At 64.7% G+C, this 16,737-nt stretch carries 14 protein-coding genes; 3 read left to right on the top strand and 11 right to left on the bottom strand.

Going from position 1 to position 16,737, the window contains the following annotated elements; genetic code table 11:
- Window positions 1-4 precede the first annotated feature (4 nt).
- Together A7A77_RS06950 and A7A77_RS06945 are read right to left on the bottom strand one after the other, a co-directional pair.
- Complete coding sequence (locus A7A77_RS06950) at window positions 5-898, bottom strand: ABC transporter ATP-binding protein (RefSeq protein WP_082835969.1); 894 nt, start codon at window positions 896-898, stop codon at window positions 5-7.
- The gene (locus A7A77_RS06945) at window positions 898-2,004 is read right to left on the bottom strand and encodes an ABC transporter permease (protein ID WP_066555679.1); all 1,107 of its coding nucleotides are present in this window, start codon (window positions 2,002-2,004) and stop codon (window positions 898-900) included. Before A7A77_RS06945 ends, A7A77_RS06950 begins: the two co-directional genes overlap by 1 nt.
- A gap of 138 nt (window positions 2,005-2,142) precedes the next feature.
- On the opposite strand from A7A77_RS06945, the gene A7A77_RS06940 reads away from it, so the two are divergent.
- On the top strand, window positions 2,143-4,878 hold the full coding sequence (locus A7A77_RS06940; protein ID WP_082835968.1) for a valine--tRNA ligase: 2,736 nt from the start codon (window positions 2,143-2,145) through the stop codon (window positions 4,876-4,878).
- 8 nt (window positions 4,879-4,886) lie between these two features.
- Window positions 4,887-5,621 carry a 7-carboxy-7-deazaguanine synthase QueE gene (locus A7A77_RS06935; protein WP_066555676.1) on the top strand — a complete coding sequence of 245 codons (735 nt, stop codon included), beginning with the start codon at window positions 4,887-4,889 and terminating at the stop codon, window positions 5,619-5,621.
- 13 nt (window positions 5,622-5,634) lie between these two features.
- On the opposite strand, the gene A7A77_RS06930 is transcribed toward A7A77_RS06935, so the two are convergent.
- The 6 genes from A7A77_RS06930 to A7A77_RS06905 all read right to left on the bottom strand — a co-directional run bounded on the left by A7A77_RS06930 (window position 5,635) and on the right by A7A77_RS06905 (window position 13,263).
- Window positions 5,635-6,282, bottom strand: a complete 648-nt coding sequence (locus A7A77_RS06930) for an HPP family protein (RefSeq protein ID WP_245638416.1) — start codon at window positions 6,280-6,282, stop codon at window positions 5,635-5,637.
- Window positions 6,283-6,671: 389 nt separating this feature from the next.
- Window positions 6,672-8,345, bottom strand: coding sequence for an ATP-binding protein (locus tag A7A77_RS06925; protein WP_066556038.1), 1,674 nt, complete (start codon window positions 8,343-8,345; stop codon window positions 6,672-6,674).
- A gap of 624 nt (window positions 8,346-8,969) precedes the next feature.
- Window positions 8,970-9,740 (bottom strand): TIGR02186 family protein, encoded by a 771-nt coding sequence (locus tag A7A77_RS06920; RefSeq protein ID WP_066556037.1) that lies wholly within the window; start codon window positions 9,738-9,740, stop codon window positions 8,970-8,972.
- Between the two features lie 5 nt (window positions 9,741-9,745).
- Window positions 9,746-10,663, bottom strand: coding sequence for a sulfite exporter TauE/SafE family protein (locus tag A7A77_RS06915; RefSeq protein ID WP_066555674.1), 918 nt, complete (start codon window positions 10,661-10,663; stop codon window positions 9,746-9,748).
- 81 nt (window positions 10,664-10,744) lie between these two features.
- Complete coding sequence (locus A7A77_RS06910; RefSeq protein WP_156500463.1) at window positions 10,745-11,845, bottom strand: hypothetical protein; 1,101 nt, start codon at window positions 11,843-11,845, stop codon at window positions 10,745-10,747.
- On the bottom strand, window positions 11,842-13,263 hold the full coding sequence (locus A7A77_RS06905) for a glycosyl transferase family protein (RefSeq protein WP_066555669.1): 1,422 nt from the start codon (window positions 13,261-13,263) through the stop codon (window positions 11,842-11,844). The genes A7A77_RS06910 and A7A77_RS06905 overlap by 4 nt, the downstream gene beginning before the upstream one ends.
- A gap of 224 nt (window positions 13,264-13,487) precedes the next feature.
- Between A7A77_RS06905 and nhaA the strand changes: the two genes are divergently transcribed.
- Entirely contained in the window at window positions 13,488-14,705 is a 1,218-nt protein-coding gene (gene nhaA, locus A7A77_RS06900; protein WP_066555667.1) for a Na+/H+ antiporter NhaA, read from the top strand.
- A 6-nt stretch (window positions 14,706-14,711) separates the two neighbouring features.
- Here the strand turns inward: nhaA and A7A77_RS06895 are convergent, their stop codons facing one another.
- The 3 genes from A7A77_RS06895 to A7A77_RS06885 form a co-directional block, all read right to left on the bottom strand.
- The gene (locus tag A7A77_RS06895; RefSeq protein ID WP_066555665.1) at window positions 14,712-15,506 is read right to left on the bottom strand and encodes a DUF2182 domain-containing protein; all 795 of its coding nucleotides are present in this window, start codon (window positions 15,504-15,506) and stop codon (window positions 14,712-14,714) included.
- Window positions 15,506-16,141 carry a DUF1326 domain-containing protein gene (locus A7A77_RS06890; protein WP_066555663.1) on the bottom strand — a complete coding sequence of 212 codons (636 nt, stop codon included), beginning with the start codon at window positions 16,139-16,141 and terminating at the stop codon, window positions 15,506-15,508. The genes A7A77_RS06895 and A7A77_RS06890 overlap by 1 nt, the downstream gene beginning before the upstream one ends.
- Before the next feature lie 88 nt (window positions 16,142-16,229).
- On the bottom strand, window positions 16,230-16,667 hold the full coding sequence (locus tag A7A77_RS06885; RefSeq protein ID WP_066555661.1) for a VOC family protein: 438 nt from the start codon (window positions 16,665-16,667) through the stop codon (window positions 16,230-16,232).
- Window positions 16,668-16,737: the final 70 nt, after the last annotated feature.

The following is a 16,737-nucleotide window of genomic DNA, read 5'->3' as shown; positions in this document are numbered from 1 at the left end:
GCCCCTAATCACTTTGTCCATCGTGGCCGGCCTTGTCCGTCGTGCCGCTTTCGGTCCGGTGATAGCTTGCCTCGGCCGCACGTCCGCGCGGGCCGTTGAAATATTCCTGTATCCACGGATGATCGGTCGCCAGCAGTTCGGGGATCGTCCCGACCGCGATGACCTTCCTGTCCGCCAGCACCGCCACCCGGTCGCAGATCGCGTAAAGCGTATCGAGATCGTGGGTGATCAGAAAAACGGTAAGTCCCAAAGTGTCCGCAAGTTCCCGCGTCAGGCTGTCAAATCCCGCCGCGCCGATCGGGTCGAGGCCCGCCGTCGGCTCGTCAAGGAACAGGAGTTCGGGATCGAGCGCCAGCGCACGGGCAAGGCCGGCGCGCTTCTTCATACCGCCCGAAAGCTCCGACGGGTACTTGCTCGTCGCTTCTTCGGGCAGACCCGACAGGCGCACCTTGTAGCGGGCGATTTCGTGGCGCAGTTCATCCGACAGTTCGGGATAGAACTGCTTCAGCGGAACCTCGACGTTTTCGGCGACCGTCAGCGTGGAGAACAGCGCGCCGCCCTGAAACAGCACGCCCCAGCGGCTGCGGATGTCGATATCCTCGTCTTCCTCGGCATCGGTGATCGACTGGCCCAACACCTCGATCTCGCCCTCTGCCGGGATCTGCAGGCCGATGATCGAACGCATCAGCACCGACTTGCCCGTACCCGATCCGCCGACGACGCCGAGAATCTCGCCCCGCTTTACTTTCAGCGACAAGTCCTCGTGCACGACCTGCTGGCCAAAGCGGTTGGTGATGTGTTCGACCACGATGGGATATTCGCCGTGGAATTCGGGCGCGCCCTTGTGCGCCTCCCCCTGCGCTTCGCGGATCAGTTCGCCTGCTCTCTCGCTGCCCATCAGTCCCACCCGATTTCGGTGAAGAAGACGGCGAAGAAGGCATCGAGCACGATGACCATGAAGATCGCCTGCACCACGGCCAGCGTCGTGCGCAGGCCCACTTCCTCGGCATTGCCGGAAACCTGCATGCCCTGATAGCACCCGCTCATCGCCACGATCAGGCCGAAGACCGGCGCCTTGACCAGCCCGACCCAAAGGTCCGTCATCGGCACAACTTCGCGAATGCGCGAAAGGAAAGTCCAGAACGGGATATCGAGCGCGAAATTGGCGATGAACGCACCGCCGATGATCGCGATGACGGAGGAATAGAAGCCGAGGACCGGCATCATCAGCACGGCGGCAAGAATGCGCGGCACGACCAGCCGCTCCATCGGCGAAACGCCGATCGTGCGCATCGCGTCGACTTCCTCGGTCAGCTTCATCGTGCCGATCTGCGCGGCAAAGGCACTGCCCGAACGGCCCGCGACCATGATCGCCGTCATCAACACGCCCAGTTCGCGCAAGGTGAGGCGACCGGTAAGGTTGATCGTGTAGATTTCCGCGCCGAACTGCTGCAGCTGCACAGCGCCCTGCTGTGCCACCACGATGCCGATCAGGAAGCTCATCAACCCGATGATGCCCAGCGACGACACGCCGACCAGTTCGATCTGGTGGACAAGGGCAAGGTGCGGAAAACGGCGGGGATGGCGGATCAGCGAACCGAAGGCGGCGATCGTCGTGCCGAGGAAGCCGACCATGTCCTTCACGCCGGTGCCCATTTCGGCGACCCTTTCGCCCACCGCTTCGGGCACGCGTTCCAACAGCCTTGCGCGGTGGGGCGTGATGGCGGCGGTATTCTCCGCCTTCTGCACCGCCTGGATCAGGCGCGTCGCTTTCTCGCTCGCGCCGTCGATGCGGGCATCCAGTTCGCCCGAAGCGCGCCAGACCGTCCATGCACCCACGGTATCGATCTGCGTCACGGCGGAAATGTCGATCGCGGCCAGCGCGTCGATTTCGCGCAAGCGCCGGTCAAGCGGGGCGATACCCGCAACGGTGAGAGGCCCGCTGACCCGCAGGACCGGGCCGCCTTCCCCCTCAACCGTTTCAAAATCCGCCCATTCGCGCATGACAGGCCTCATGGGCGAAAATATGCGTGGCGACAAGCGCCTGTAATCACGCCTGTCCCGCCCTTGGCCAATCGGCGTGCGCAAATGCGGCCCCGCGCCCTCTTGCCCATCCCCTGTGGCACTGGCAAAGGCCGAGCCATGAGCGAGACCAGCAATACGAGCGCCGATCAGGGCACCGAAACGCAGATGGCCAAGACCTTCGACCCGGCCGGGATCGAGGCGAAGTGGTTTGCCCACTGGGAAAGCGAAGGGCTGTTCCGCCCCGAACGCCCCGACGCGGCCCCCTTCACGATCGTGAACCCGCCGCCGAACGTCACCGGCAGCCTGCACATCGGCCACGCGCTCGACAACACGCTTCAAGACATCGTGATCCGCTATGAACGCATGCGCGGCAAGGACGCGCTGTGGGTCGTGGGCACCGACCATGCGGGCATCGCGACGCAGATGGTGGTGGAGCGCAACCTGAACTCGCAAGGGATCAAGCGCACCGACATGACGCGCGAGCAGTTTCTCGACCATGTCTGGGAATGGAAGGGCCAGTCGGGCGGCACGATCACGCGCCAGCTGCGGCGCCTTGGCTGTTCGATGGACTGGAGCCGCGAGCAGTTCACGATGGACCCGCACTTCACGAAGGCCGTGCTCAAGGTCTTCGTCGACCTATACAACAAGGGCCTGATCTACCGCGACAAGCGACTGGTGAACTGGGACCCTGCCTTGAAGACCGCGATTTCCGACCTTGAGGTCGAGACCCGCGAGGTTCAGGGCGGCTTCTGGCACTTCCGCTATCCGCTGGCGGACGGCGTTAAGCTGGATAACGGTCAGGACTACATCGAGGTCGCCACCACGCGCCCCGAAACGATGCTGGCCGACATGGCCGTGGCCGTCCATCCCGACGACGATCGCTACAAGTCGGTCATCGGCAAGGACATCCTCCAGCCGATAACGGGCCGCCGCTTCAAGGTCGTCGCCGACGAACACGCCGATCCCGAACTGGGTTCGGGCGCTGTGAAGATCACGCCGGGGCACGACTTCAACGACTTCGACGTAGGCAAGCGCGCCGGCATCGCGCCGGGCGACATGCTCAACATGCTCGATGGCGATGCCCGCGTGGTGCAGACGGCTGATGGCCTGATCCCCGAAAACTACCTAGGGCAGGACCGATTCGAAGCGCGCGACATGGTCGTTGCCGAGATGAAGGCGCTGGGTTTCCTGATCCCGCACGTGGTGAAGGACAAAGAGGGCAACGAGACCGAACACGACGCCGAACCGCGCACGATCCAGACGCCTTATGGCGACCGTGGCGGCGTGGTCATCGAACCGTGGCTGACCGACCAGTGGTACGTCGATGCCGAGACTCTGGCGCAGCCGCCGATGCAGGCTGTGCGCGACGGGCGCATCGAGATCGTGCCCAAGACCTGGGAAAAGACCTTCTTCAACTGGATGGAAAACATCCAGCCGTGGTGCGTCTCGCGCCAGCTGTGGTGGGGCCACCAGATCCCGGCGTGGTATGCCGAGGACGGCGAAGTCTTCGTCGCCGAGAGCGAGGAAGAAGCGCAGGCTCTGGCCGGCAACAAGTCGCTGACCCGCGATCCCGACGTGCTCGACACGTGGTTCTCCTCCGCTCTCTGGCCTTTCGCCACGCTCGGCTGGCCGGACAACACCGATCTGGTGAAAAAGCACTACCCGAACGACCTGCTCGTCTCCGGCTTCGACATCCTGTTCTTCTGGGATGCGCGCATGGCGATGCAGGGGATGGAGTTCATGGGTGAGGTGCCGTGGAAGAAGCTCTATCTCCACGGGCTCGTCCGCGCGGCAGACGGCGCGAAGATGTCGAAGTCCAAGGGCAATGTCGTCGACCCGCTCGGCCTCATCGACCAGTACGGCGCCGATGCGCTGCGCTTTTTCATGGCCGCCATGGAAAGCCAGGGCCGCGACGTGAAGATGGATGAAAAGCGCGTCGAGGGTTACCGCAACTTCGCGACCAAGCTGTGGAACGCGGCCCGCTTCTGCCAGTCCAACGGCATCGGCGCATCGGACACGCTGGCGGCCCCTGCTGCGACCAGCGCGGTCAACAAGTGGATCGTCGGCGAAGTCGTCGAAACCGCGGCCGAGCTCGACAAGGCGATGGCCGACCTGCGCTTCGATGCGGCGGCGAACATCATCTATCACTTCGTCTGGGACCAGTTCTGCGACTGGTACATCGAACTGGTGAAGGGCAACTTCGACGAAGAGACCAAGGCCGTCGCCGGCTGGGTGCTCGACCAGATTCTCGTCATGCTGCACCCGTTCATGCCGTTCATCACCGAGGAACTGTGGCACGCACAGGCCGCCGCCTCGGGCACGACGCGCCCGTATGAACTGATCGTCGCCAAGTGGCCCGAACCCGACGCCAGTGTCGATGCCGACGCCAAGGCCGAGGTCGAGTGGTTGATCGCCCTTACCTCCGCCCTGCGCGCTGCGAAGAACGAACTCGGCCTCGCGCCCGGCGCAAAGCTGGAGGCATGGCTGACCAGCACGGCAGGTCCGGCGCACGGCATTATCGAGCGTAACTTCCCCGCGATCGACCGCGTGGCGCGGCTGTCTGCCGTGCATTTCGGCGAAGCGCCGGCAGGGGCGGCAATGCAGGTCAACGTGGGCAACGACATCTTCATCGTGCCGCTCGAAGGGCTGATCGACGTGGAGGCCGAAAAGGCACGCCTCACCAAGGCGCGCGAGGCTTCGATGAAGGAGGCCAAGTCGCTGGAGGGTCGCCTGTCGAACCCGAACTTCGTCGAGCGCGCCAAGCCCGAAGCGGTCGAAAAGGCCCGCGCCGACCACGCACACCACAGCGCCGAAGTCGAACGGCTGGGCGCTGCTTTGGCGCGGCTGGGTTAAGGGCGCAAATGTCTGTCACGCTCGCCACCGACGATACGGGCGGGCCGGAGATTTTCGCCTCGCTGCAGGGCGAAGGGCCGTCGGTCGGGCGGCCCGTCGCCTTCGTGCGGCTGTCGCGGTGCAACCTTGCCTGCCAGTGGTGCGACACGGCCTATACGTGGCGTTTCGAGGGCGACAACAGGCCGCACCGCAATGGCGTCGCGTTTGACCGCAAGGCCAATCAGGTCACGCTGGACGAGGCCGAAGTGGCAGAACGCATCGCGGCGCTGGGGCAGGACCGGCTCGTCATCACCGGCGGCGAACCGCTGCTGCAAGGCGCGGCGCTGGCGAAGATGCTGGAGCATTTGCCGGATATGCAGGTCGAGATCGAGACCAACGGCACGGTAAAGCCCCCTGCCCGCCTCGACGTGCGGGTGGACCAGTACAACGTCAGCCCCAAGCTGGCGCATAGCGGCAATCCTGCCGATCTGGCGCTGATCCCGGAAATGCTGGATTTCTGGGCCGACGACCCGCGCGCCTTCCTGAAATTCGTGGTGGCTCAGCCGGCTGACCTCGACGAAGTCATGGCGCTCGTCGAAAAGCACCGCCACCCCAAAGCGCGGGTCTATGTGATGCCCGAAGGCACCGACAGCGCCACGCTTCGCGAACGCGGAAAGTGGCTGTCAGCCGCAGCGCTGGAACGTGGGCTGCGCATGACGGACCGGCTGCATATCCACCTTTACGGCGACACGCGGGGGACTTGATCGTGCGGCCTGTTCAGGGCGCGCTCCCCTCTGTGGAATTTCGCTTGGCTGCCTTGCGCTCGACAGCGCGGAACACCGCGTCGAGATCGTCGACATCAATGTCGAGCACTTCGTCCCAGTCGCTAAGGACCTCTTCGATATCCGACCTGCGAAAGGTGCCCGGATGGGGGAACGGCACCGTCCGCCTCGGCACGGGATATTGGACATGCGGCCATCGGTGTCCGGTGCAGTTGTTGTAAAGCCACCCTATCAGGACGAGCGTGAGGACATTGGCGGCAATCGGCACGATGTAGGCAAAGCCCCACCCGTCGGCACCGGTAGCGCCCAATGCACATAAAAGCGCACAGGCACCGCCCGGAGGGTGCAGGCATCGCGCAATCGTCATGATCCCGATCGCCGCGCCAACGCCGACCGCGCAGCTCAATACCGGATCGCCCAGAAGCAGGCCCGACGCCAGGCCAGCCATCGCGGAAAGCAGATCCCCGCCGATCACCGGCCATGGTTGGGCCAGCGGGCTGGCAGGTATGGCAAACACCAGAACGGCCGATGCCCCCAGCGGCGCGATCAGGAAAGGATATCCTCCGGCGGACGGACCGGCGACCAGCAACCCGACCCAGCCTGCTATGGCAATGCCGACGGTCGCACCAATCGCCCCCCGCAACCAGCCCAGATGGCCAGTGCTACGCTGGGGCTCAAGCCTGACCGTATGTTTAAAAAGCGTTTTCAGCAAAGAGGCACCTGTTGCCGGCGCCTTTAGCGCGCTTGCGATCCCTTGGCCACGCAGGAGTTTCGCCGCACCCGCCCATCAAGGCAGGGTGCGGCGAGATATGGACGGCGCAGGTTGTGCGAGAAAGCGTTTTCCTACTTCGCGAGGGCTCGCCATGATGCGCACGCTCTTTGCCATCGTCGGATCGCCACCAACCTGTCACCCTGACCGGACCGGCCAAACTCCAGCTTTTCCGCCGATTTTGCGGCAGAATGCAGGGTTACAGGGTGTCACCTTTGTAACCTTGTTTGTTTGGGGCACTCAGACGCCGGGCTCAGCAAAAACTACCTATGCTGCGCCCGCCACCGCGTCACGATGCGCTCGACCGCTTCTTCCTCGCCGCCGCTCTCGTTCCACAGTTCGCTGAAGCTCGGGTCTTCCGATGCCGGGCGCTTGCGTTCTTCAAGATCGTCGAACGTCACGCGCATCGGGATGGCCGTACCCTCGCCGCAGACGATGCATTCGCGGTTGCGCAGCGCCGGAATCGTGTCGAGGAAGCCGCGCGCGCCTTCGGGCATGGCCGCTTTCACGAAATCCTGGTCGCGTTCGTTGTTGAGACGCATCGACAGGATCGTGCCGCACTGGGAAAGGACGCCTTCGGCCAAATCCGACGGACGCTGCGTGATAAGGCCCAACGAGATACCGTATTTACGGCCTTCCTTGGCGATACGCGAAAGGATGCGGCCCACCGATGACTTGTCGGCGTTCTTCTCGTTCGGAACGTAGCGGTGCGCTTCTTCGCAGACGAGCAGGATCGGGCGCGTCTTTTCGTCACGACCCCAGATCGCGAAGTCGAACACCATGCGCGACAGCATGGCGACCACCGTGCTGGTAATTTCGGACGGCACGCCCGACACGTCGATGATCGAGATCGGCTTGCCGTTCGAAGGCATGCGGAACAGGCGCTGGATCACCTCGCTCATGGTATCGGCGACAAGCATGCCGGAGAACATGAACTGGTAGCGCGGGTCGGCCTTGATCTCCTCGATCTTGGTCTTCACGCGCAGGAACGGGGCAGTGTTGGTCGCCTTGTCCAGCTTGCCCATCTCGTCCTGGATCGCGGTCGTCAGGTCGGACAGCAGGTAGGGAATCGGCGAATCGACCGTCAGGCGGCTCATCTGTTCTGCCATGCGGTTCTTCGCACGCGCTTTCAGCAGACACTTGGCAAGGATGTCCATGTCGGCCTGCCGGTCCGTACCCTCGTTCGTGACGAAGACTTCGCAGTGTTCCTCGAAGTTCATCAGCCAGTAGGGAACCTTGAGGTTGCCGACGTCGAGAATCTGGCCCGTACCCCGGAACGCGGCGGAATATTCACCGTGGGGGTCGATCATCATGATGTGGCCTTCGGGGGCCGATTCCACGATGCGGTGCAGGATCAGCGCGGCGCTGGTCGACTTACCGGTACCGGTCGATCCCAGCAACGCGAAGTGCTTGCCCAGCATGGCATCGATGTAGAGGCCCGCACGGATGTCTTTGGTGGGGAAGACCTTGCCGATCTGGATGTTGGAGCGGCCGTCCGATGCATAGACTTGGGCAAGGTCGGCGTTGGTCGCGGCGAATACCTCTGCACCGGGCACCGGATAGTGCGTGATACCGCGCGTGAAGTTGCGGATGCGGCCGGTCAGCTTCTCTTCCTGCCCCTCACCTAGGAAGTCGATTTCCGCGATGATTTCACCGGTGGCGCGGTCCAGCGTCTGGGTGCGGACGGACGCAAGCAGCCAGATCTGGCCGACGCGAACCTTGATCTGCGAACCGACGAGACCGGCAAGCTGGACCGAAGGATCGGCTTCCTGCGCACACTCGGCTAGACGCTTGGGATCGAGCAGGGCGCGCGAGGACGATCCGGCGATCTGCAGCACTTCACCGATCGCGCGATGCGCTGTGGAGCTGCGGGTTTCGGGCGCTTCTTCGGCTTCGTCGTCATGCGACTGGTCAACTGCGGGGGCAGGTTCCGGCACTCGTTCCGCTTCCGGTTCGGGCTGACGTGCGACCGGACGGGGCGGTTCGGCGTCATAACCGCCCGGAGGTGCCGGCGGATCGATCGGCCGGTAGCGTGCTTCGGCGGCGGGTTGTTCGGCTGGCTCGGCATCGAACGAGGGCGGAGCGGGGACTGCCGTGGGACGCCCCTCGTAAGGATCGGCTGCCCTTGCTTCGGGTTGCGGGAAGGCAGGTTCGGCAGGCGCAGGTTCAGCCACGGGCGGCGGCGGAACCGCGTGGCCCGCGCCGAAACCGGGAGGCGGCGAACCAGCACCGAAGCCGCCTGGAGGGGCAGGCGGCCGGGTGCTGGCCGGGGGAACGTCGGGGGGAGAAGCGAACCGCGCCTCGCCCTGCGGCGCGGCAGGCGGCGTCTCGGCGACCGGAGGTGAAGCGGAAGCAGGCACGTCTTCGCCCAGCGAACGGCGCTGGTCGGGGCTGACCCGTTCGAAAGGTCGACGGAAGGGATGACCGCCCGAGAACCGGTTCATGTCGTTCATGTACAGCGCGCCTCTTGCTATGCCGCAGGTATTCCACCGGCATCGTAGAGCGACAGGGTTAACGTCCCGCTAAAGAAGGCGCGAAAGGGATGCGGACGGGGTACCGGATCACCCCGAGGAGAACAGCCGTCCGGCGATCCAGCCCATGCCCACCGAAAGCATGATCGCCACGATGCCGTAGAGGAACGAATCCTCGCGGCTCCACACCTCGACAGCGCGTTCGAAGCCGCGTTTTTCGACCATCACCTCGCTGGTGGCGGAGGCAACGACCCGCCCCTCCTTCAGCGCGAAAGTCTCCGCCCGATAACGCCCGGTGATAACGCTGGAAGGCAAGGGGATACGGGCCTGATACAGCACGTCCTGGCTGATCGTGACGCCGCTTTCGTCCTGCCGGTAGAGCCCGGCGGCAACGCGCTTGTCGACAAGCCCGCGTGCGAAATGATCCTGCTCGGTCGGGTCGATCGAACCGATCGGGGACAGTTGCAGCCAGTCCAGACCCAGCTCGTAGATCGCGCGGGTCTTGCCGTCCGTAATGTCGTCCAGCGGGCGGGATGAGGCCAGCGCATAGAACGAGGGCGCGGAACGGAACGACGTGCTGTCGGCATTGATCCACATGCCCAGCCGCCGCTTTTTCTCGCGCAGGGTGATCGGCTGGCTCGGCCCCTTCAGCACCACGATGATGTCATAGGCCGAACCTTGCCCCGCGCGGGTTCCATCGGGTTGCAGCACCGCGCCGTAGAGCAGCAGGTCCGCACCGGTAAAGCCGGTGCGCACGACAACCTCGTGCTGGGAAACTTCGGGCACCAGGATCGGGTCCCGCGCCGCCGTGGTGCAGGCAAGGATCGCGCCCAGCACGGTTACGCGTGCCAAGAGGCGCAAGGCCTTCACAGCGGAACCACCGTGAAGATCTCTTCGGGCCGGTATGTCAGCCCCACCGCCATGCGGATCGCGATCATCAACACCAGCATGGCAAGAATGAAGCGCAGCAGTTCCGGCCTGACATCGGATGCAAAACGTGCGCCGATCTGCGCGCCCGAAACCGAACCGATCAGCAAGAGCGCCGCCAGAACGACATCGACCGCATTGGTGGTCAGCGCGTGCATCATCGTCGTGGCGATGGTAGTGAACAGGATCTGGAACAGCGACGTGCCGACGACGACATTCGCGCTCATGCCCAAAACATAGAGCATGGCGGGCACCAGCAGGAAGCCGCCGCCGATGCCCATCAGCATCGTCAGGATGCCGACCGCCATGCCCAGGAACAGCGGCGCGAGCGGGGAGATGTAGAGGCCCGAACGATAGAACCGCCAGCGCAGCGGCAGGTTGGCGACGATCGGGTGGTGACGGCGCTTGCTGGGTGTCTTGCCCAGTTTCGCCAGCCTGCCGCCGAACAGTTCGGGGATCGCCTCTCGTGCCATGATCACGCCGATCGAGCCGAGGATGACCACGTAGAGCACGCTGATCGCGACATCGATCTGGCCCAGCGCCGTCAGCAGGCGGAACAGCAATGCGCCGATGCCGGTGCCGATGATGCCGCCCGCCACCATCACTCCGCCGATCTGGAAATCGATCCCGCCGCGCTTGTGCTGGTAGATCGCGCCGGAAACGCTGGCGCCTGTCACCTGCGTTGCCGCCGATGCCGCGGCAACCGTTGGCGGCACGCCGTAGAAGATCAGCAGCGGTGTCGTCAGAAATCCGCCGCCAACGCCGAACATGCCCGAAAGCAAGCCCGTCAGCCCGCCCAGAAGGACGATGACGAGACCGTTGACCGAAAGGTTGGCAATGGGAAGGTAGACGTCCATGACTTCCCGGTGGGCTTAGGCAGATGCAAGCTTAATGCAAGATAGCGCGCGCCATGTCTGCCCCTTCAAACGACTTACTCTCTAAAAACCCGCAGAAAGCGTGAATACCGGCCCCGATCCGGGTTCCGCATCCCCGGCCACGCGCTGTCGCCAGTCGAGACTTGCCCGCCCGAAGACCTTTTTGCCTATGGGAAAGCGCAAGGCCGCCGTCGGGCCGACATCGACACGGTGGACACCCTTTTGTGCCCCGCCCCATGCGCCAAGGCCCGCCTCCAGCCGGTATTTGCCGGGCGCAAGCAAGGGAACATCACGCACCACCCGCACCTGCCCGTCGGCAAAAGTGCTGGCCCCTTCCCCGCCGACATAGCCGACTTGCGCATAAGCCTCCGCCCTTGCCCCTGCGACGAGCGGGAGCGGCGGCGGTCCGGCGACGGCCATCACCGCCGGACGCACGCGCGTTTCGCTGGGGCGCAGCTTCTCGTCGCCGAAGAAATGCAGCACGCGCCCCTCTGCCATCAGGTCGACCGGCAAACGCGCAAGCGGGCGGACCGCAATGCCCGCTGCGCCCTCGACCTCGTATTCCGGCGAAAGCGTCGTCGTGGCACGGAAATAGGCGCGCGGGTCGAATCGGCTGTCAGGCGCGATGCGATAGCGCAGTACGGCACCGGCCTGGCTGGCCCCGTATGTTCCGCCACCGACCAGCGCCGCGCCAGCCCGGCCCTTCTCGCGCCAGAGCACCCACGCATCGGCCGACCAGCGTCGGCGCGCGCGCACTTCGGGGGGAACGGCACCGAACGGAACTTGCGCGGATGGCAGGGTCTTTGGTTCGGGCGCCTGTTCATATTCGGGCGGCGCGGATTGTGTCGGCACCGGCGCAGGCGGAGCTGTTCGCGCGAGTACGACGGGGGCGACTGACCCGGTTTGCAGGAATTCGACAGGCGCAGCTGCCACCGCATCCGGCTTTGCAGGCCGGGATATGGCGACGGGCTGAGAAATGTCGTTCACCGGCCTTTCAACCGGCATCGCTTCCGCGGCAGGTTCCACACGCCCCGCAACCGTGGGCGGCAGCGGTAGCGGCGCATCGAGCAGCGCGTCCATCGGCCCCCATGCGCGAAAGCCGACCCACGCCACCATCACACCGGCAAATGCCACCAGTGGCTGCCCGCGCCTGCGCCCTTTCATGCCGCGTCCCGCGACTGTTGCCGAACCGCGCCGTTCCCCGCGACGACATCGACGACATGGCGGTCATGGTCGGTCTTTTCCCATCTGGCCGGTTTCCCGAACAGCGTCGCCGCATAACGGAATACGGCGCGCCGCGTGGCGATGATGGCGATGACATTTGCCACCGGAATGCGCAGCACCGCCGCCAGCCCCTCGCCCCAGCCGTATTCGCGCCCTACCAGAACGAAGCGCACCAGCGCCCGCCACGCAAAGGCCAGCGTGGTCGCGATCAGCACCCAGTAAACGATCACCGGCAGCTTGCCCGCCGGATACCAGCCCATGGCATCGGCCAGCCACAACACGCCGGTCAGCAAGACCAGAAGGTAGGCCGCTGCAAGGACCAGCGCCACCAAGGGCCCGCGCCGGTCGCGAATGCGCATCCACAGCTCGACAGGGCTCATGCTCCACCCCAGCTGGTCCCATCCGTCGAAAGCGATGCCGTGAACCCAGCGCGACTTCTGACGCACCGCCGCGTCGATGCGCGCCGGGAAATAGGCCCGCGTCGCAACCAGCGAACCGTTCGCCGCGCGAACACGCAGGAAGCGCCCGCCCTTGCCGCCGGGAAAACTGCCACGGCGTCCGATCAGCATGCCCAGTTCATAATCCTCGGTCATGGCCAGCGGGTCGAACGGCCCGTCCGCATGGGCGCCACCGCGCAGTTCGGCCACCTTGTCCAGAGCATCGCGGGCAAAGGCGCAGCCGACGCCAGCGGCGGGCAGGCCCGCGCCCAGCCGGTCGCGCACCACCATTTCCCGCGCGTGCGCCTCCGTGAACTCGTCGGCGTAGTGATTGCCTACCCACGGCGAATCGATCTGCATTTCCGGTCGCACTGGAATCTGCACGAAATCCGCATCGTCGAGCGCGCGGTCGATCAGGGTCAGTGCATCGGGGTGGACCATGTCTTCCGCATCGTGGAGCAGGACCGCGCCGAAGCGCCTGCCCTCTCGCGCTTCGTCTTCCTGCATCGCGCGGAAAAGCCGGTTGAGGCATTGCCCCTTCGTCGTCGGCCCCGGCGTTTCGTTCACCACGATCGTGACGCGCGGATCATCCTCCGCACCTGCCTCCATCGCCGCGCGGGTCGCAGGATCGTTGACATAGCAGCCGGCATAGACCCTGAGATCGGCGTGCGGCCACGCGGCCAGCGTGTAACGGATCATCGCGCCGATGACGCGCGCTTCCTGCCACGCAGGCACGAACAGCGCGATCGGACGGGAAAGCCGCGTGGCCGTCGGCGCATCGAGCCGGGGCGTGCGCGCCTTGCCGGTCAGCAGCAGCCAGAACCACGCACAGTCGATAGCGATTTCGTCGATCGCACCAAGGACGAACCAGAACGCGGCGAAGAGCAGCAGCTCCAGCCGGGCGGATTCGACAAAAGACATGAGCGGAATGAACCACCCCTGGGCTGCGACCCCCATAAACCCCTCAATTCACGTATCAATTGCCCCCGGAACCACGGCAACCTGCATATGAGCGGAAGGGCTACCTTGCAACCGAGGTCGAATTGGGGAAAAGGAGCGACCATGACCAAGGCGCCCCTTATCCCCAATCGCGTTAGCTGCTTTCGCGACGCAAGCCCCCGCCTACCCCGGACGGAGGCACGGGCATGAAATCGACAGCCAAGGCGATCAACAAGACCCTGAAGGCGTTCTTCGACAACGAGGCGGCGTCGGGCATCATCCTGATCGTGATCGCGGTGCTGGCGATGATCGTCGCCAATTCGCCGCTTGCCCACGACTACCACGACCTGTTCCACGGCACTCTGGCGTGGACGCCGATTGCCAAGCTGGACAACCTGCACCTGTGGATCAACGATGCACTGATGGCGATCTTCTTCTTCGTCGTCGGGCTGGAGATCAAGCGGGAGGTTGCCGATGGCGCGCTGTCCGATCCCTCGGCCCGCCGGCTGCCTGTGATCGCCGCAGCCATGGGTATGGCGATTCCGGCCGTCGTCTTCCTTGGCGTCATCACTGGCGAGGGTGCGGACAACCTGCATCGCGGCTGGGCCATTCCGGCGGCAACCGACATCGCCTTCGCGATGGGTGTCATGGGCCTTCTGGGCAACCGCGTACCATCCTCGCTGCGCCTGTTCCTGCTGACCGTCGCCATCGTCGATGACATTGGCGCAGTGGCGATCATCGCCGTATTCTACACCGCCAACCTCAAGCTGATGTGGCTGATTGCCTCGCTCGTCGTGCTGGCGGTGATGATCGGCCTCAACCGGTTCCGCGTCGACCGCTGGTGGGCCTATGCCTTCCTGTCGCTGGTGCTGTGGTATTTCGTGCTGAACTCGGGCGTCCACGCCACCATCGCCGGCGTACTGGCCGCCCTGACGATTCCGATGCGGCTGGATTCGAAGGGCGACAGCCTGCTGCTGCGTTTCGAACACGGGCTGCTGCCATGGAACGCCTATCTCGTCGTTCCGCTGTTCGGCTTTGCCAACGCGGGCGTCGCGATGGAAGGGATCGGCATGGAGGGCTTCCTCGATCCCCTGCCGCTCGGCATCGCGGCGGGCCTGTTCATCGGGAAGCAGGTGGGCATCTTCGCGGCAATCTTCGTATCCGACAAGCTGAAGCTGGCGCCGCGTCCCGAAGGGGCGACGTGGGTCCAGTTGTGGGGCACGGCGGTCCTGTGCGGCATCGGCTTCACGATGAGCCTTTTCATCGGCGCGCTGGCCTTCCCCGGCTATCCGCACCTGATCGAGGAAGCGAAGCTGGGCGTTCTGGGCGGATCGCTGCTCTCGGCCCTGCTCGGCTATGCGATCCTGCGTTTTGCCAAGGGCGTGCCTGAAGAGGGCGAGGAAGGCTCTTCCCAGGCTGCCTGACGCTTTTTACGTCAGGGCAACGACCGCGCCCCAGATCACGAACCCCGCTCCTGCAAGAAGCGCGATCTGCCGCCCCCACGGCAGAAGTTTTTCTGCGGCGACGAACAGTGTGAGGATCGCGATCCATGCAAGATTCATCACGCCGCCGACGAACAGCAGCGCCATCAGCAGCCAGCAGCACCCGACGCAATAAGCACCGTGGCGCAGCCCCATGGTCAGGGCGCCAAGAGATCCGGGCCGGAAATGCCGTGAAAGGAAATGCGCCGGGCTGCGGCAGTGCTTCAGGCATGCCTCCTTCCACGGACTCAACTGGTAAAGCCCCGCACCGATCAAGACGGCGGAGGACAGGTATCGGTTTTGCGAAGTCATCGTCATGTGGCCGATCTGACCCGCATTTTCGGCCACCATCTGTAGCGCGGTAGCCAGCAGTGAAAAGGCGCCCCAAGCGATAAGGTAACCGGCAAGGAACGCCGCTGTCGCGGGCCTCGTCCCGCTCGCATCGGCCCCTGCCGCACGGGCATAGAGCAGGATCGTGGGAGCCGCGGCCGGAAGCATCATCGCGACCATCATCACCCACCACATCGAGAACGCGAGCGCAAACCAGCCCGCAGTCCCCGTCGATCCGGCCGTCATGTCCGGCGTCGCCATACCCGGCATCCGCTCAGCCGGTGCCATCGCATCCATGCTTGCGTCCATCCCCGCGCCGGAGATGATCCAGCCCCATGCCAGCAGGGTCAGCAGGCCCAGCGCAGCGATCGTGACCGTGCGGTGGTGCCGCAGCGCAACTTGCGCCAGCGCCATCAGGCCGTCCTCACGACTCCGTGGCTGTCGAGGTGCAAGTGGGCAAACTGGCCGTAGCTGTTGGCATGCTCCAGCGTCATCGGCGCGATAGACCGGCTGGTGCCGGAGCCTATCTCGGCCACTTCATATTCGAACCCGTCGGGCAGGTTGATGCGCGCGCGTACTTCTGCCCCGTTGACCGGATTGCGGATCGGCTCCCCGTCCATCTCGACATGCCCCGGCACACGCAGGCGGCCCGTGCGCGCCTCGACGTCGACATCAAATTCGACCGGCCCGAACATCGGCGGATGCATGTTCTCTATCGTGGAGGCAAACACGGCAAAGACCGTTGCCATCGGATCGGTATCGCCGCCCGTCATGATCGTCAGCAGGGCGTTGCGCTGATCCTCGCTCGCCCGCTCGTCGACGAAGGCGGCGCATTCGCCCTTCCCTTCATGGATCGGCCCCGGCCAGCGGAACACTGCGGCGATGTTGAGGCCCGACAGGTCGGTATCACCGTGGTGCCCCTCGTCTATCGCCATGCCGAAAACCGCCTGGCAGCCGCCCTTGTCCGGCAAGCCGCCGAACTGGCAGTTGCATCCATACTCGCAGTTGCAGTTCGCGAGTTCCCGACCCTTGAGCTTCCAGTAAGTCACGATCCGGCTCCATCCACCACGGCGCGACCCAGTGGGGATGGAGCGTATCACATTTCACCGCCGGCGCGAATGGATCGCGGATGCGGCCTTACCAGGTGCCGGTGTTTTCCATGCTCGCCCATGGCTCTTGCGGCGGAAGGTTACCGTCCTGCAGCAATTCGACCGAGATGCCGTCCGGCGATTTCACGAACGCCATGTGCCCGTCGCGCGGCGGGCGGTGGATGACGTGGCCGGCATCCATCAGTGCCTGGCACGTCGCGTAAATATCGTCGACGCGGTAGGCCAAATGCCCGAAATTGCGCCCGCCTGCATATTCTTCCGGCGCGGAGCCGTCTTCGGGCGGCCAGTTGTAGGTCAGTTCGACTTCGGCAACGTCCTCCTGCCCCGGCGGGGCGAGGAAGATGAGCGTGAAGCGCCCCTTCTCGCTTTCCATCCGGCGCACTTCGCGAAGGCCGATCAGGTCGAAGAAGGCGATGGTCGCATCCGGATCGGTGACCCGGATCATGGTGTGCAGGTACTTGGTCATGGCAGGCAACGTAATCACCCGCGCGCGGTGCACAAGCCCGGTCCGTCCCGACCAAAACAAAACGGCCCGC

The sequence above is a fragment of the Croceicoccus bisphenolivorans genome (assembly GCF_001634625.1).
GTDB lineage: Bacteria > Pseudomonadota > Alphaproteobacteria > Sphingomonadales > Sphingomonadaceae > Croceicoccus > Croceicoccus bisphenolivorans.
The sequence above is the reverse complement of the archived record's forward strand: the minus strand, read 5'-3'. Positions and strand labels throughout refer to the sequence as shown.

Excerpts from the sequence above, each read along its gene's own strand:
- A7A77_RS06950 (WP_082835969.1), bottom strand. The coding sequence starts at position 898 with ATGGGCAGCGAGAGAGCAGGCGAACTGATCCGCGAAGCGCAGGGGGAG.
- A7A77_RS06945 (WP_066555679.1), bottom strand. The coding sequence starts at position 2,004 with ATGCGCGAATGGGCGGATTTTGAAACGGTTGAGGGGGAAGGCGGCCCG.
- A7A77_RS06940 (WP_082835968.1), top strand. The coding sequence starts at position 2,143 with ATGAGCGAGACCAGCAATACGAGCGCCGATCAGGGCACCGAAACGCAG.
- A7A77_RS06935 (WP_066555676.1), top strand. The coding sequence starts at position 4,887 with ATGTCTGTCACGCTCGCCACCGACGATACGGGCGGGCCGGAGATTTTC.
- A7A77_RS06915 (WP_066555674.1), bottom strand. The coding sequence starts at position 10,663 with ATGGACGTCTACCTTCCCATTGCCAACCTTTCGGTCAACGGTCTCGTC.
- A7A77_RS06910 (WP_156500463.1), bottom strand. The coding sequence starts at position 11,845 with ATGAAAGGGCGCAGGCGCGGGCAGCCACTGGTGGCATTTGCCGGTGTG.
- A7A77_RS06905 (WP_066555669.1), bottom strand. The coding sequence starts at position 13,263 with ATGTCTTTTGTCGAATCCGCCCGGCTGGAGCTGCTGCTCTTCGCCGCG.
- nhaA (WP_066555667.1), top strand. The coding sequence starts at position 13,488 with ATGAAATCGACAGCCAAGGCGATCAACAAGACCCTGAAGGCGTTCTTC.
- A7A77_RS06895 (WP_066555665.1), bottom strand. The coding sequence starts at position 15,506 with ATGGCGCTGGCGCAAGTTGCGCTGCGGCACCACCGCACGGTCACGATC.
- A7A77_RS06885 (WP_066555661.1), bottom strand. The coding sequence starts at position 16,667 with ATGACCAAGTACCTGCACACCATGATCCGGGTCACCGATCCGGATGCG.